A 15,820-nucleotide genomic window follows, 5' to 3' on the forward strand; every position below is an offset into this window, starting at 1 on the left:
GATCGTGGGATTCAAGCCGACCCAGAAGACGGTCATCACCGGGGTTGAGATGTTCCGGAAGCTGCTCGACGAGGGTCGGGCGGGAGACAACATCGGGGCCTTGCTACGCGGGACCAAGAAAGAAGAAGTGGAGCGCGGGCAGGTGTTGGCGAAGCCGGGCTCGATCACGCCGCACAAGAAGATCAAGGCGGAGGTTTACGTCCTGTCGAAGGAAGAGGGCGGGCGGCACACGCCGTTTTTCAAGGGCTATCGGCCGCAGTTTTACGTTCGGACGACCGACGTGACGGGGGTGGTGGAATTGCCGGCGGGGGTCGAGATGGTGATGCCTGGCGACAACGTGGCGATCACGGTCGAGCTGATCACGCCGGTGGCGTTGGAGAAGGAAATGCGCTTCGCGATCCGCGAAGGCGGCCGCACCGTCGGCGCCGGCGTCTGCACCGAGATCATTGAATAATTGTAGGGGCGACCCTTGCGGTCGCCCGCCTTAGGACATCTTATGCGTAACATCATTCAAATGGAGTGCACGGTTTGCAAGAACCGCAACTACTCCACCAAGAAGAACAAGACCACGACCCCCGATCGCCTTGAGCGAAGCAAGTACTGCCGCTTCTGCCGCAAGCACACTTCGCACAAGGAGACGAAGTAATAGATTGTTCCCTCCCCTTTGTAAGGGGAGCAAGGAGGAAACTGGCGCCTTAATGGCGCCAGGCAAACTCCGCGGTAGTGTGAAAGACATTATCCGAACTAGTTTAGGGAGGGGTAGAGCGTCGCATACTTGCCAACCCTCTACCTCCCCCCAACCCCCTCCTTACAAAGGAGGGGAGAAAGAATAGGAGAGTAGCTCAATTGGTAGAGCACCGGTCTCCAAAACCGGGGGTTGCAGGTTCGATCCCTGTCTCTCCTGCTAATTGAGATGAAAAACCAAGATGGAGCGATTTAAAAAATACATCGACTTCTCCCTGGCCCTGGCGGCTTTGGTGGTTTGGTACCTGTTGCGGCACCTGCTGCTTCAGGTTTGGGACATCTTCCGCCTGCCGGTCATGGAAAATTGGCCGCTCAGCTTGCCGGCCTTGATCGCGCTGGCGGTGGCCCTCGGCGCTCTCATCTATGTGCGGCGCAACCCCAAGGCCTACACCTTCCTGGGGGAGGTCGCGACCGAGCTTTCCAAGGTGACTTGGCCGACGATGCAGGAAACCGTGGCTTCGACCGGTGTCATCGTCGTGATGGTTAGCATCGCTTCGATGATGCTGTTTGGCTTCGATGCCCTTTGGGGAACTTTGACGCGGAGCTTGCTCACGCTTTAACGGGACTTAAGATCTTATGACGCATCAGTGGTACGTCGTACATACCTATTCGGGATTCGAGCAGAAGGCCAAACTGGCGCTGGAAGAACGCGTTCGCGCCCTCGGCAAGGACACCATGTTCTCCGAGGTCCTGGTGCCTTCGGAAAACGTCGTCGAAATGAAGAAGGGCGTGAAGAAGACCACCTCGCGCAAGTTCTTCCCCGGCTACATCCTGGTCAAGATGGAGCTCAACGACGACACCTGGCACTTGATCAAGAATACGCCCAAGATCACCGGCTTCGTTGGCAACAGCACCCATCCGCCGGTGGTGCCGGAAGAGGAAGTCCGCCGGATCACCCAGCAGATCGACGAGGGAACCCTCCGGCCCAAGCCCAAGGTCAGCTTCGAGAAGGGCGAATCGGTCCGGGTCGTCGACGGTCCTTTCGCGACCTTCAATGGCATCGTCGAGGAAGTGAACCCCGAGAAGGGCAAGCTCAAGGTTTTGGTCAGCATCTTCGGCCGCTCCACGCCGATCGAGCTCGACTTCATGCAGGTGGAGAAAAATTAATCAGTAGGGGCGGGCCTCGCGCCCGCCCGCGTGCAAGGATTTCGTATGGCTAAGAAAGTTCAGGCGTTCATCAAGTTGCAGTGCCCGGCCGGACAGGCCAACCCGGCTCCGCCGGTCGGACCGGCCTTGGGTCAGCACGGCGTCAACATCATGGAGTTCTGCAAGCAGTTCAACGCGCGGACCCAAAAAGACGCCGGCCTCATCATCCCGGTGGTGATCACGGTCTATCAGGACCGTTCTTTCACCTTCGTGACCAAGACTCCGCCGGCTAGCATCCTGTTGATCAAGGCCGCCAAGATCCAAAAGGGATCGGGCGTTCCCAACAAGAACAAGGTCGGGACGGTCACCAAGGCCCAAGTCGAAGAGATCGCCAAGCTCAAGATGCCCGACCTCGATGTTCGGGATCTGGCCGCCGCGGTTCGCACGGTCGAAGGCACCGCCCGGAGCATGGGAATCGAAATTAAGTAAGGCTCGGCTTAGCCGAGCCGCGCAGCAAATTCGAAAAATTTGCGAAGGGAAATAGACTCAGAGGATTTTATGGCTGGAAAGAAATACAAGAACGCCGCGAAAAACGTGGATCCCGACAAAAAATACACCCTCGACGAGGCCGTCAAGATGCTCGAAAGCATGAAGTCGGCCAAATTCGATGAGACGGTGGAAGTGGCCCTCCGTTTGGGCATCGATGCCAAGCAGACCGACCAATTGGTCCGTGGCGCGGTGGCCCTGCCGCACGGCCTGGGCAAGGCGGTCAAGGTTTTGGCCTTCGCCAAGGGCGGCAAGGAGAAGGAGGCCCAGGAGGCCGGCGCCGATTTCGTCGGGGCCGACGACCTGATCGAGAAGGTCCAAGGCGGCTGGATGGACTTTGACAAAGTGGTTGCTACACCCGATATGATGGTGGCTGTCAGTAAGTTGGGCAAAGTATTGGGTCCGCGTGGCCTGATGCCCAACCCAAAAGTGGGAACGGTATCCTTCGACATCGGAAAAGCTGTGAAAGACCTCAAGGCGGGCAAGGTCGAATTCCGCAACGAAAAGGCCGGGATCGTCCACGCTCCCATTGGCAAGCTTTCCTTTGGCGCTGAAAAGATTAAAGAAAACATGCTCTCTTTGATCGAAGGGGTGGTCAAGGCCAAGCCCTCGTCGAGCAAGGGAACCTTTCTCCGCGGCGTTGCGATCAGCGCGACCATGAGCCCGGGGATCCGCATCGACCCGAACACGGCGGTGCGCGGTTAGTTTTTGCTGTTTGAAAAGTGAATGAGTGCGTCCAAGACCGTGGGTTTTCCTTCGGGAAATTAAGGCGAAAGCGCCCACCGAGACGGGATTTTCCCTCTCTGATTCACTCATTTAGGACAAAAACCTAAATCTCTCATGGAGGGAAAATGAACCGAACGGAGAAGGCCCAGGAAGTCGAAGCGCTCAAAGAGCGCTTTCAGAAGACCTGCGTGACCCTTCTCGCGGAATACCAAGGCCTCAAGGTCAGCGAATTGACCAAGTTGCGCCAGGAGCTCCGCCAGACCAAAGCCGAGGTGAAGGTGCTGAAAAACACCCTCGCCACCTTGGCCTTGAAAGGCACTCCGATGGAGCCGCTGAGCGAGCTTTTCGTCGGTCCGACCGCGGTCGTGACCAGCGAGAGCGACCCGGTGGCTCCGGCCAAGATCCTGGTCAAGTTCGCCAAGGAGTTCGAGAAGGCCAAGATCAAGGGCGGCTTCATGTCTGGAAAGATGATGAAGGCGGCCGACGTCGAAACCCTTTCCAAGCTCCCTTCGCGCGAAGAGATGCTCGCCAAGATGCTGGGTTCGTTGAACGCCCCGGCGCAGAACTTGGTGAACGTCATGAGCGCGTTGCCCAGGCAACTGGCCACCGTTTTGGCGGCCATCCGCGACAAGAAAACCGCATAACCAACACTCATTAATTTTTTTGAAATAAGGAATTACAAAATGGCTATCGTTAAAGCTGAAGATATTCTGGAAACCATCGAAAGCATGACCCTCCTCCAAGTCGCCGAACTGGTGAAGGCCTTCGAGACGAAGTTTGGCGTCTCCGCGGCCGCCCCGGTGGCGGTGATGGCGGGCGGCGGTGGCGGCGGCGCTGCCGCGGCGGCCGAAGAGCAGACCGAGTTCACCGTCGTCCTGACCAATGCCGGCGACAACAAGATCAACGTCATCAAGGAAGTCCGGGCCATCACCGGCTTGGGCCTCAAGGAGGCGAAGGATCTGGTCGAAGGCGCTCCCAAGAACGTCAAGGAAGGCGTCAGCAAAGAAGACGCCGCCAAGTTCAAGGACCAGCTCGAGAAGGCTGGCGCCAAGGTCGAGGTCAAGTAGTCTCTCGACGGTATTCGTTTCGCGGGTTTCCCCCTCCAGTGAGGGGGGAACCTGCCTTTTTTGGTTTTTTTAATTTTTATCCAGGCTGCAAGCCCCGACAGGAGAGTCGATGAGTTCCTCCCACGTCCCCGCCGGCATTTTACGAAAAGATTTTTCGAAGATCGAAAAGGTCGTCGAGCTGCCCAACTTGATCGAGATCCAGAAGCTCAGCTACGACAAGTACCTCCAGGCCGACGTCGCGCCGGAATCGCGCGAAGACACCGGCCTGCAAGGCGTCTTCAAGAGTGTTTTTCCTATTCGCGACTTCAACCAGACCGCCAGCCTCGAGTTCGTTTCCTACCGCTTCGAGCGCCCGGCCTATGAAATGAACGAATGCCGCGAGCGCGGCATGACCTATTCGGCGCCGCTCAAGGTCACCGTCCGCCTGGTCGTTTGGGACGTCAGCGACGACGCCGGCGGCCGCTCGATCCGCGACGTCAAGGAGCAGGAAGTTTACTTCGGCGAAATCCCGCTGATGACCGACACCGGCACCTTCATCATCAACGGCACCGAGCGGGTCGTCGTCTCCCAACTCCACCGCTCGCCCGGCGTCTTCTTCGAGCACGACAAGGGCAAGACCCACTCTTCGGGCAAGCTGCTCTATTCGGCCCGGATCATCCCCAACCGCGGCTCCTGGCTCGACTTTGAGTTCGATCCCAAGGACATCGTCTACGTCCGGATCGACCGCCGCCGCAAATTGCCGGTCACCGTTTTGGTCCGCGCTCTCGGCCTCAACACCGAGGCCATGCTGAACTACTTCTACAAGACCGAGGTCGTGACCTACGAGGGCAAGAACCTCTTCAAGAACGTCGAGCCCGAGGTCCTGGCCATGCAGCGCGCGGCCAAGGACATCAAGCATCCCAAGACCGGCGAGGTTTTGGTGAAGAAGGGCCGCAAGTTCAACCAGTCGGCCATCGAGAAATTGCAGAAGGCCAAGGTCACCGAGATCCCGGTCGAGAACGAAGACGTCATTGGCCGGCCGGCGGCCCACGACATCGTCGACAAGTCGACCGGCGAGGTCATCCTCGAGTGCAACCAAGTCCTGACCGAGGAGAAGCTCGACGAGATCCGCAAGCGCAAGATCGCCGAGATCCCGCTGCTCTTCATCGACAACTTCAACGTCGGCCCCTATCTCCGCAACACCTTGCTCATCGACAAGGTCCCGACCGGCGAGGAGGCCATCACCGAGATCTATCGCCGACTGCGGCCCGGCGATCCGGCGACCGTCGAGACGGCGACCGCCTTCTTCGAGAACCTTTTCTTCAACCCCGAGCGCTACGACCTCTCCAAGGTCGGCCGGCTGAAGATCAACCACAAGTTCGGCTTCAATGTCCCGCTCGAGATCACGACCCTGCGCAAGGAAGACATCCTCGACACCATCAAGTACCTGGTGAACCTCAAGGACGGCTTCGGCCAGGTCGACGATATCGATCACTTGGGCAACCGCCGCGTCCGCGCGGTCGGCGAGCTGCTCGAGAACCAATACCGCATCGGCTTGGTCCGGATGGAGCGGGCGATCAAGGAGCGCATGAGCCTCCAAGAGATCGAGACCCTCATGCCCCATGACCTGATCAACCCCAAGCCGGTTTCGGCGGTGGTCAAGGAGTTCTTCGGTTCCAGCCAGCTCTCGCAGTTCATGGACCAGACCAACCCGCTCTCCGAAGTCACCCACAAGCGCCGTCTTTCGGCCTTGGGACCGGGCGGTCTGACCCGCGAGCGCGCCGGCTTCGAAGTCCGCGACGTTCACCCGACCCACTACGGCCGGATCTGCCCGATCGAGACGCCCGAAGGTCCGAACATCGGTCTGATCGCCTCGCTCTCGAGCTATGCCCGGGTCAACGAGTTCGGCTTCATCGAGACGCCTTATCGCAAGGCCGCCGAAGGCCGGGTGACCGACGAGGTCATCTACTGCTCGGCCCTCGACGAAGAGGGCTACTACATCGCCCAGGCCAACGCCGAGATCGACGAGAAGGGCAATTTCCAGAGCGACCTGGTCAGCTGCCGGAAGAACGGCGAGTTCGTTCTGGTCCAGCCGAAGGAAGTCGAGCTGATGGACGTATCGCCCAACCAGCTCGTCTCGATCGCGGCCTCGCTGATCCCCTTCCTCGAGCACGACGACGCCAACCGCGCCTTGATGGGATCGAACATGCAACGCCAGGCCGTCCCGCTGCTCCGCAGCGAGACCCCGCTGGTCGGCACCGGCGTCGAGCGCAAGGTCGCCGACGATTCCGGCGTCTGCATCCGGGCCCGCCGCTCCGGCGTCGTCCAGAGCGTCGACGCGACCCGCATCGTGGTCAAGGCCGAGAAGACCAGCCGCAAAGAGACCAGCGAAGTCGATATCTATAATTTGATCAAGTACCGCCGCTCCAACCAAAACACCTGCTACAACCAGAAGCCGGTGGTGAAGGCCGGGCAGAAGGTGAAGGAGGGCGACACTCTCGCCGACGGACCTTCCTGCGAATTGGGCGATTTGGCCTTGGGCCAAAACGTCCTGGTCGCCTTCATGCCTTGGGGCGGTTACAACTTCGAAGACTCGATCCTGCTCTCCGAGGATCTGGTCAAGACCGACATCTTCACCTCGATCCACATCGAGGAGTTCGAGTGCGTCGCCCGCGACACCAAGCTCGGCAAGGAAGAGATCACCCGCGACATTCCCAACGTCGGCGAGGAGGCCCTCAAGGACCTCGACGACTCCGGCATGATCCGGATCGGCGCCGAGGTGAAGCCCGGCGACATCCTGGTCGGCAAGATCACTCCCAAGGGCGAGACCCAGCTTTCGCCCGAAGAGAAGCTGCTCCGCGCGATTTTCGGCGAAAAGGCCGGCGACGTGAAGGACACCTCCCTCCGCGTTCCGCCGGGCGTCAGCGGCATTATCATCGACGCTCAGGTCTTCTCGCGCGAGGGTGCCGAGCTCGACGACCGGGCCAAGGAGATCCAGAGCACCGAGTCGGAGAAGCTCCGCAAGGACTTGGACGACGAGATCAAGATCCTCCAGGAAAGCTCGGCCAAGAAGATCCGCGGTCTCCTGGTCGGCCGCACCAGCTCCTCCAAGGTCGTCGATGACGAGACCGACAAGGTCTACCTGACCAAGGGCAAGAGCATCACCAACGCGATCCTCGACCAGATGCCGGTGGGCAAGTGGTCCGAGATCACCGTTCAGGACGGCGACGACATCGAAGCCGAGTTGAGCGAGCTCTTCGAAGGCATGGAAGAGCAGGTCGAGTTCTCGAAGATGGTCTTCGACCAGAAGATCAACAAGCTCAAGAAGGGCGACGAGCTGCCGCCGGGCGTCATCAAGATGGTCAAGGTCTACGTCGCCATCAAGCGCAAGATCTCGGTCGGCGACAAGGTCGCCGGACGCCACGGCAACAAGGGCGTCATCTCCCGGATCCTGCCGGTCGAGGACATGCCTTATATGGAAGACGGCCGGCCGGTCGAGGTCGTGCTCAATCCGCTGGGCGTTCCCTCGCGTATGAACATCGGTCAGATCCTCGAGGTCCATTTGGGTTGGGCGGCTCGCGGTCTCGGCGAGAAGATCCAAAAGATCGTCGAAGAGGCCCAGAGCAAGGAGAACCTGATCGCCTTCCTGAAGAAGGCCTATGGCAAGAACCTGGCCGCTTTGGAGCAGCTCGAGTCGCTCAGCCAGAAGGAGCTTCTCGACGTCGTTCGCCGGGTCTATCGCGGCATCCACACCGCGACCTCGGTCTTCGACGGCGCCAAGGAAAGCGAGATCAAGGACATGCTGAAGCTCGCCGATCTGCCGGAGTCGGGCCAGACGGTGCTCTTCGACGGACGCACCGGCGAGGCCTTCGAGCAGCCGGTCACGGTGGGCATCATGTATATCTTGAAGCTCCACCACTTGGTCGACGACAAGATCCACGCCCGCTCGATCGGACCTTACTCGCTGGTCACCCAGCAGCCGCTCGGCGGCAAGGCCCAGTTCGGCGGTCAGCGGCTCGGAGAAATGGAAGTCTGGGCGATGGAGGCCTACGGCGCCGCCTATTCGCTGCAGGAGTTCCTGACCGTGAAGTCCGACGACGTCATCGGCCGGACCCGGATGTACGAGGCCATCGTCAAGGGCGACAACACCCTCGAACCGGGCCTGCCCGAGTCCTTCAACGTGCTGGTGAAAGAATTGCAAAGCTTGGCTCTCAACGTGGAGCTCATTGAGGATAAATAATGTAGGGGCACCCCTTGCGGGTGCCCGTGCTGCGGGCGACCGCGAGGGTCGCCCCTACAAGTAGGGATCAAGAGAACATTATGGATATCCAGAACTTCTTCGAAAAACCGAAAGATCCGCTGTCCTTCACCGGGATCAAGATCTCGCTGGCTTCGCCCGAGATGATCCGCTCCTGGTCGCACGGCGAGGTGAAGAAGCCCGAGACCATCAATTACCGCACCTTCAAGCCGGAGCGCGACGGCCTCTTCTGCGCCAAGATCTTCGGCCCGGTGAAGGACTACGAGTGCAATTGCGGCAAGTACAAGCGCATGAAGCACCGCGGGATCATCTGCGAGAAATGCGGCGTCGAGGTCATCCAGTCCAAGGTTCGCCGCGAGCGGATGGGCCATATCAATCTGGCCACCCCGGTCGCCCACATCTGGTTCCTGAAGAGCCTGCCTTCGCGGATCGGCACCATCCTCGACATGACCCTCAAGGATCTGGAAAAAGTCCTGTACTGCGAGGCCTATGTCGTCACCGATCCCGGCACCAGCAGCCTGGCCGAGGGCGACATCCTGACCGAGGATAAGTTCCAGAAAGCCCGCGAGGAGTTCCTCGACGGCTTCACCGCCCGGATGGGCGGCGACGCCATCCTCGAGATCCTGCGCAAGATCGACTGCGACGAGCTGGCCAAGAAGCTGCGCAAGGATTTGACCAAGACCAAGAGCGAGGCCACCAAGAAGAAGATCGCCAAGCGCCTCAAGGTCGTCGAAGCCTTCCGCGATTCCGGCAACAAGCCGGAGTGGATGATGATGGAAGTCATCCCGGTCATCCCGCCCGATCTCCGCCCGCTGGTTCCGCTGGAAGGCGGCCGTTTCGCCACCAGCGATCTCAACGATTTGTATCGCCGGGTCATCAACCGGAACAACCGCCTCAAGCGGCTGATGGAACTCAACGCGCCCGACATCATCATCCGCAACGAGAAGCGGATGCTGCAAGAGGCGGTCGATGCCCTTTTCGACAACGGCCGCCGCGGCAAGGTCTTCACCGGCCCCAACCGCCGTCCGCTCCGCTCGCTCTCCGACATGCTGAAGGGCAAGCAGGGCCGCTTCCGCCAGAACCTGCTCGGCAAGCGCGTCGATTACTCCGGCCGTTCGGTCATCGTCGTCGGCCCCAATCTCAAGCTGCACCAATGCGGCTTGCCCAAGATCATGGCCCTCGAGCTGTTCCGGCCCTTCATCTATCACAAGCTCGAGATGCGCGGTTACGTCTCCACCATCAAGAGCGCCAAGAAGATGGTCGAGAAGCAATTGCCCGAAGTTTGGGACGTCTTGGATGAAGTCATCCAAGAGCATCCGATCCTGCTCAACCGCGCGCCGACCTTGCACCGCCTCGGCATCCAGGCCTTCGAGCCGGTGTTGGTCGAGGGCAAGGCGATCCAGCTCCACCCGCTGGTTTGCGCGGCCTTCAACGCCGACTTCGACGGCGACCAGATGGCGGTCCACGTGCCGCTTTCGGTCGAAGCTCAGCTCGAGGCGCGGGTCCTGATGATGTCGACCAACAACATCCTCTCGCCGGCCAGCGGCAAGCCGATCATCGTCCCGACCCAGGACATGGTCCTCGGCATTTATTACATGACCCGCGAGCGGCTTCACGCCAAGGGCGAGGGCCGGGTCTTCGCCAGCCCCGAGGAAGTGGCCTTGGCCTACGAGACCAAGACCCTCGATCTTCAGGCCAAAATTAAGGTGCGCATCAACGGCGAGCGCATCGAGACCACCACCGGCCGCATCTTGCTCTCCGAAATCATCCCTTCGGCGATTCCGTTCAGCGTCATCAACAAGACGATGGACAAGAAGTCGATCGCCGAGCTGGTCGACCGCTGCTACCGCGTCGCCGGCAACAAGGAGACCGTCATCTTGGCCGACCGCTTGAAGGACATCGGCTTCAAATACTCGACCAAGGCCGGCATCTCGATCTGCCTCGACAACATGAAGATCCCCTCGGCCAAGAGCGGCATGCTCGAGAACGCTTACAACGAGGTCCGCGACGTCGAGAACCAGTACATCGACGGCCTGATCACCGACGGTGAGCGCTACAACAAGATCGTCGACATCTGGGCCCAGGTCACCGAGGCCATCGCCAACGAAATGCTCAAGCAGATGAGCACCGAGAAGGTCGAGCAAGAGGACGGCAGCGAGAAGACCCTGCCGAGCTTCAATCCGATTTACATCATGGCCGACTCCGGAGCCCGCGGTTCCGCGATGCAGATGCGGCAGCTCGCCGGTATGCGCGGATTGATGGCCAAGCCCTCGGGCGAGATCATCGAAACGCCGATCACGACCAACTTCCGCGAAGGTCTGACCGTGCAGCAGTACTTCATCTCGACCCACGGCGCGCGCAAAGGCTTGGCCGATACCGCTCTCAAGACCGCCAACTCCGGTTATCTTACCCGGCGTTTGGTCGACGTCGCTCAAGACATGGTCATCACCGAGAACGACTGCGGCACTTTGGACGGCATCTGGATGTCGCCGCTGGTGGAAGGCGGCGAAATCATCGAGCCGTTGGGCGACCGCATCCTCGGCCGCGTCGTCTTGGATGACGTCAAGGACCCGTACTCCGGCGAATTGCTGGTCAAGGCCGGTACCGAGATCGACGAAAAACGCGTCGATATCGTTCAGGATGCCGGCATCGAAAAGGTGCGCATCCGTTCGGTGCTCACCTGCCAATCGCCGCGGGGCGTCTGCTCGCTCTGCTACGGCCGCGACTTGGCTCGCGGTCAATTGGTCAACTTGGGCGAGGCGGTGGGCGTCATCGCGGCCCAAGCGATCGGCGAGCCCGGCACCCAGCTCACCATGCGGACCTTCCACGTCGGCGGCGCCGCCAGCCGGCGGGCCGAGCAATCGACCTTGGATAACCGCAACGAGGGCGTGGTCAAGCTGATCGAAGTCAAGACCGTCACCAACCGCGAAGGCTCGTTGACCGTCATGAATCGCCACGGCGAGCTGGCCATCGTCGACGATGCCGGCCGCGAGCGCGAGAAGTATACTCTGACCTACGGCGCCAAGCTCCTGGTCAAGGAAGGCCAACGGGTTCCGCCCAAGACCCTGCTCTCGGAATGGGATCCCTACTCGATCCCGATTCTCACCGAGGTCGACGGCGTCGTGAAATTCGGCGACATCGTCGACGGCAGCACCATGCAGGAGCAAGTCGACGAAGTCACCGGTCTCTCCCGCAAGGTCATCACCGAGGCCAAGCAGGCCGATCTCCGGCCCCGGGTGTCGATCAAGGACGAGCGCGGCCAGACTCAAAAGCTGCCCAACTCGAAGAACGAAGCCCGCTACCTCCTGCCGATCGGCGCCAACATCACGGTGTCGGAAGGCCAGCCGGTCATCGCCGGCGACGTCATCGCCAAGATCCCGCGCGAAACCACCAAGACCAAGGACATCACCGGCGGTCTTCCCCGGGTCGCCGAGCTCTTCGAAGCTCGCAAGCCCAAGGAAGTCGCGATCATCGCCGAAGTCGACGGCGTGGTCAGCTTCGGCAAGGACACCAAGGGCAAGCGGAAGGTCGTGGTCACGCCCGAAGTCGGCGAGCCCAATGAGTACTTGGTCGCCAAGGGCAAGCACTTGGCGGTCCGCGAGGGCGACTTCGTCAAGGCCGGCGAGCCCCTGATGGATGGCTCGTCCAACCCCCATGACATTCTGAAGGTCCTGGGCGAAAAGGCCCTGGCCAAGTACCTGGTCGACGAAATCCAAGAAGTCTATCGTCTGCAGGGCGTCAAGATTAACGACAAGCACATCGAGACCATCGTGCGGCAGATGCTGCGCAAGGTCCGAATCAAGGACGCCGGCGATACCAACCTTCTGCTGGACGACCAGGTGGAGCGCGACGAGTTCGAGCGCGTCAACGCCCAGGTGCGGGCCAAGAAGGGCAAGCCGGCTTCCGGCGAGCCGATGCTCCTCGGCATCACCAAGGCCTCGCTCTCGACCGAGTCCTTCATCTCGGCGGCTTCCTTCCAAGAGACCACCCGCGTCCTTACCGAGGCGGCGGTTTCGGGGAAAGTCGACCACTTGCGCGGTTTGAAGGAAAATGTGATTATGGGCCGCCTCATTCCGGCCGGTACCGGACTGCGGCAGTACCGTGATTTGAAGATGGAAGTGGACGAAACCGGGGAAGAACAAGCCCCGGTGGCGGCCACCAGTAACCTGAGCGCTTAAGAACCGCGGCGGGGGAGCCCGTCGAAGGCTTAAACGCTTGAATTTGCTGGGCAGATTCGTACCGATCTGCCTTGACAGATTCAAAAGGCACGTGATACGTAACGCGCCTATTTTTGGCTGGCCTGTCAGTAGACAAGCTAACTAATTGAAATTAAACATAATTTTTTGATCCCAAGACGAGGCTCTAGCCCCGATTTGGAGGGTTAGGCGTCATCCGGGGATCTTTTGCGTCATTGGAACGAGCTTATGCCAACGATTAACCAACTGATCCGCATCGGCCGCAAGGCGACCCGCTACAAGGGGACGGCCCCGGCCCTGCAACGCTGTCCGCAGAAGCGCGGCGTCTGTGTCCGCGTCTATACGACGACCCCCAAGAAGCCGAACTCGGCTCTTCGCAAGGTCGCCCGCGTGCGCCTCACCAACGGGATCGAGGTGACCTCCTACATCCCGGGCGAAGGCCATAACCTGCAAGAGCACTCGGTTGTGTTGATTCGCGGCGGCCGCGTCAAGGACCTCCCCGGCGTGCGCTATCACATCGTTCGCGGCACCCTCGACTCCACCGGCGTCGAGAAGCGCCGCCAATCGCGCTCCAAGTACGGCGCCAAGAGGCCTAAATAATTATGTCGCGCAAAGGCACCACCGCTCAGCGGAAGATTCTTCCCGAGCCTAAGTTCCACGACAAGCTGATCAGCAAGCTGGTCAACAAGGTTATGCTCCAGGGCAAGAAGAGCACCGCCGAGGGCATCGTCTACGGCTCCTTCGACATCGTCGCCGGCAAGCTCAACGACGATCCGATGAAGCTTTTCAAGCAAGCCTTGGAAAATATTAAGCCGGTGGTCGAAGTCCGCAGCCGCCGGGTCGGCGGCGCGACCTACCAGGTTCCGATGGAAGTCCGGCCGGAGCGCCGGGTCTCGCTGGGTCTGCGCTGGTTGGTCGACTATGCCCGCGAGCGCGGCGAGAAGACGATGGCCGACCGGCTGGCCGGCGAAATCCTCGACGCCCTCAACAATCGCGGCGCCGCGGTCAAGAAACGCGAAGACGTCCATAAGATGGCCGAGGCCAATAAGGCTTTTGCGCATTATCGATGGTAAGATTTGAAGGAAAGGGCCCGCGGTTTTTGCGGGCCCTGTTTTTATGGCTGAGTATCCATTAACCAAAACACGGAATATCGGCATCATGGCCCACATCGATGCCGGTAAGACCACGACGACGGAGCGGATCCTGTATTACACCGGGGTCTCGCACAAGATCGGCGAGGTCCATGAAGGCACGGCCGTGATGGACTGGATGGAACAGGAGCAGGAGCGGGGGATCACCATCACCTCGGCGACCACCACCTGCTTCTGGAAGAACCACCGGGTCAACATCATCGACACGCCGGGCCACGTCGACTTCACCATCGAAGTCGAGCGGTCGCTGCGGGTCCTTGACGGCGCGGTCGGCGTGTTTTGCTCGGTCGGCGGGGTCGAACCCCAGTCCGAGACGGTATGGCGTCAAGCCAACAAGTATCACGTTCCGCGAATCGCCTTCATCAACAAGATGGACCGCACCGGCGCCGATTTCTACCGGGCGGTGAAGGAGATGGACGAGCGGCTGCGGGCCAATCCGGTTTGCTTCCAGATTCCGATGGGCGCCGAGGACCGGTTTCAGGGCGTCATCGATCTGCTGCAAATGAAGGCCATTCGCTTCGACGAAAGCTCGCTCGGCGCCAAATTCGAAGAGACCGAAATTCCGGCCGATTATCTCGAGCAGGCCAAGAGCTACCGCGACAAGCTGATCGAGGCCGTCGTCGAGCACGACGAGGCCCTGATGGAGAAATACCTCCACGGCCAAGAAATTTCCTACGAAGACCTGAAGCGGGCGGCTCGAAGTGCCACCGTCAAGATGAAGATCACGCCGGTTCTCTGCGGCGCCGCTTTCAAGAACAAGGGTATCCAGCAGCTTCTCGATGCCGTTGTCGATTACCTGCCGAGCCCGCTCGATATTCCGCCGGTCGAGGGCCTGGTTCCGCGCAAGCCCGACCAAGTCGAGACTCGCGCCGCCGACGAGAAGCAGCCTTTCTCGGCCCTGGCTTTCAAGATCATGACCGACCCCTTCGTCGGCCAGCTCACTTATTTCCGGGTTTATTCGGGCCGCCTCGATGCCGGCTCCTACGTCTACAACGCGACCAAGGACCGCAAGGAGCGGATCGGCCGCATCCTCCGGATGCACGCCAACCAGCGCGAAGAGATCAAGGGCATCGGCGCCGGCGACATCGCCGCTGCGGTCGGCCTCAAGTTCACCACCACCGGCGACACCCTCTGCGACGAGGCCAAGCCGATCCTGCTCGAGTCGATCGAGTTTCCCGATCCGGTGATCAGCGTCGCGATTGAGCCCAAGACCAAGGCCGACCAGGATAAGCTCGGTCTTTCGCTCCAAAAGCTGGCCCAGGAAGATCCTTCCTTCAAGGTGAGGATCGACGAAGAGACCGGCCAGACGATTATCGCCGGCATGGGCGAGCTCCATTTGGAAATCATCGTCGACCGCTTGATGCGCGAATTTAAGGTCGACGCCAACGTCGGCCGTCCCCAAGTCGCTTACCGCGAGACGATCACGACTCCGGCCGAGGCCGAAACGAAGTATATCCGGCAGACCGGCGGTCGCGGCCAATACGGCCACGTCTTGCTCAAGGTCGAGCCGCTGGAGCGGGGCAAGGGTTTCGAGTTCGTCGACGCGATCGTCGGCGGAGTCATTCCGCGGGAGTTCATCCCGGCGGTTCGGAAGGGCGTCCAAGAGGCTTTGGAAGGCGGCGTGCTCGCCGGTTATCCCACCGTCGACGTCAAGGCGACCCTCTATGACGGAAGTTTTCACGACGTTGATTCCTCGGAAATCGCCTTCAAGATCGCCGGTTCGATCTGCGTCAAGGAGGCCGCTCGCAAGGCCAATCCGGTTTTGCTCGAGCCGATCATGGACGTTGAAGTCGTGGTGCCCGAGGATTTCATGGGCTCGGTCACCGGTGATCTCAACTCCCGGCGGGGCAAGATCCTCAACACCGAGGTTCGCGCCGGCTCTTACGTGATCAAGGCCCAGGTGCCGCTGGCCAATATGTTCGGCTATGCCACCGATCTGCGCTCTCAGAGCCAGGGCCGGGCAACGTTTACCATGCAGTTCGGTCTCTACGAGGCCGTGCCGAAGAACATCGGCGAAGAAATCATCGCGAAGTCTCAAGGCAGATAAAGGAGATACCATGTCGAAAG

General features: G+C 60.4%; 12 protein-coding genes, 1 tRNA gene and 1 pseudogene. All 14 read left to right on the top strand.

Annotated features, from left to right (window positions below; genetic code table 11):
* Window positions 1–454 (top strand): EF-Tu/IF-2/RF-3 family GTPase (locus VJR29_03090; protein ID HKY62381.1); only part of this gene is annotated, 454 nt, incomplete at its 5' end.
* Window positions 455–496: 42 nt separating this feature from the next.
* The gene (gene rpmG / locus VJR29_03095) at window positions 497–646 is read left to right on the top strand and encodes a 50S ribosomal protein L33 (protein ID HKY62382.1); all 150 of its coding nucleotides are present in this window, start codon (window positions 497–499) and stop codon (window positions 644–646) included.
* 185 nt (window positions 647–831) lie between these two features.
* Window positions 832–904: transfer RNA gene (locus tag VJR29_03100), tRNA-Trp, on the top strand.
* 22 nt (window positions 905–926) lie between these two features.
* A complete protein-coding gene (gene secE, locus VJR29_03105; GenBank protein HKY62383.1) occupies window positions 927–1,304 on the top strand; it encodes a preprotein translocase subunit SecE in 378 nt (125 codons plus the stop codon).
* 16 nt (window positions 1,305–1,320) lie between these two features.
* On the top strand, window positions 1,321–1,851 hold the full coding sequence (gene nusG, locus VJR29_03110; GenBank protein HKY62384.1) for a transcription termination/antitermination protein NusG: 531 nt from the start codon (window positions 1,321–1,323) through the stop codon (window positions 1,849–1,851).
* Window positions 1,852–1,896: 45 nt separating this feature from the next.
* Window positions 1,897–2,319, top strand: coding sequence for a 50S ribosomal protein L11 (gene rplK / locus VJR29_03115; protein ID HKY62385.1), 423 nt, complete (start codon window positions 1,897–1,899; stop codon window positions 2,317–2,319).
* A 69-nt stretch (window positions 2,320–2,388) separates the two neighbouring features.
* Window positions 2,389–3,081: a 50S ribosomal protein L1 gene (gene rplA / locus VJR29_03120; protein HKY62386.1), complete on the top strand. Its 693-nt coding sequence runs from the start codon at window positions 2,389–2,391 to the stop codon at window positions 3,079–3,081.
* A gap of 146 nt (window positions 3,082–3,227) precedes the next feature.
* Entirely contained in the window at window positions 3,228–3,746 is a 519-nt protein-coding gene (gene rplJ / locus VJR29_03125) for a 50S ribosomal protein L10 (GenBank protein HKY62387.1), read from the top strand.
* A gap of 39 nt (window positions 3,747–3,785) precedes the next feature.
* Window positions 3,786–4,169: a 50S ribosomal protein L7/L12 gene (rplL, locus tag VJR29_03130; protein ID HKY62388.1), complete on the top strand. Its 384-nt coding sequence runs from the start codon at window positions 3,786–3,788 to the stop codon at window positions 4,167–4,169.
* Between the two features lie 109 nt (window positions 4,170–4,278).
* A pseudogene (rpoB, locus tag VJR29_03135) lies at window positions 4,279–8,379 on the top strand (DNA-directed RNA polymerase subunit beta).
* An 86-nt stretch (window positions 8,380–8,465) separates the two neighbouring features.
* A complete protein-coding gene (rpoC, locus tag VJR29_03140; protein ID HKY62389.1) occupies window positions 8,466–12,584 on the top strand; it encodes a DNA-directed RNA polymerase subunit beta' in 4,119 nt (1,372 codons plus the stop codon).
* Between the two features lie 246 nt (window positions 12,585–12,830).
* The gene (gene rpsL / locus VJR29_03145) at window positions 12,831–13,202 is read left to right on the top strand and encodes a 30S ribosomal protein S12 (GenBank protein ID HKY62390.1); all 372 of its coding nucleotides are present in this window, start codon (window positions 12,831–12,833) and stop codon (window positions 13,200–13,202) included.
* 2 nt (window positions 13,203–13,204) lie between these two features.
* On the top strand, window positions 13,205–13,675 hold the full coding sequence (gene rpsG / locus VJR29_03150; GenBank protein ID HKY62391.1) for a 30S ribosomal protein S7: 471 nt from the start codon (window positions 13,205–13,207) through the stop codon (window positions 13,673–13,675).
* 43 nt (window positions 13,676–13,718) lie between these two features.
* Window positions 13,719–15,800, top strand: coding sequence for an elongation factor G (gene fusA / locus VJR29_03155; GenBank protein ID HKY62392.1), 2,082 nt, complete (start codon window positions 13,719–13,721; stop codon window positions 15,798–15,800).
* Window positions 15,801–15,820 lie beyond the last annotated feature (20 nt).

Source organism: bacterium (assembly GCA_035281585.1).
Lineage (GTDB): Bacteria > UBA10199 > UBA10199 > DSSB01 > DSSB01 > DATEDP01.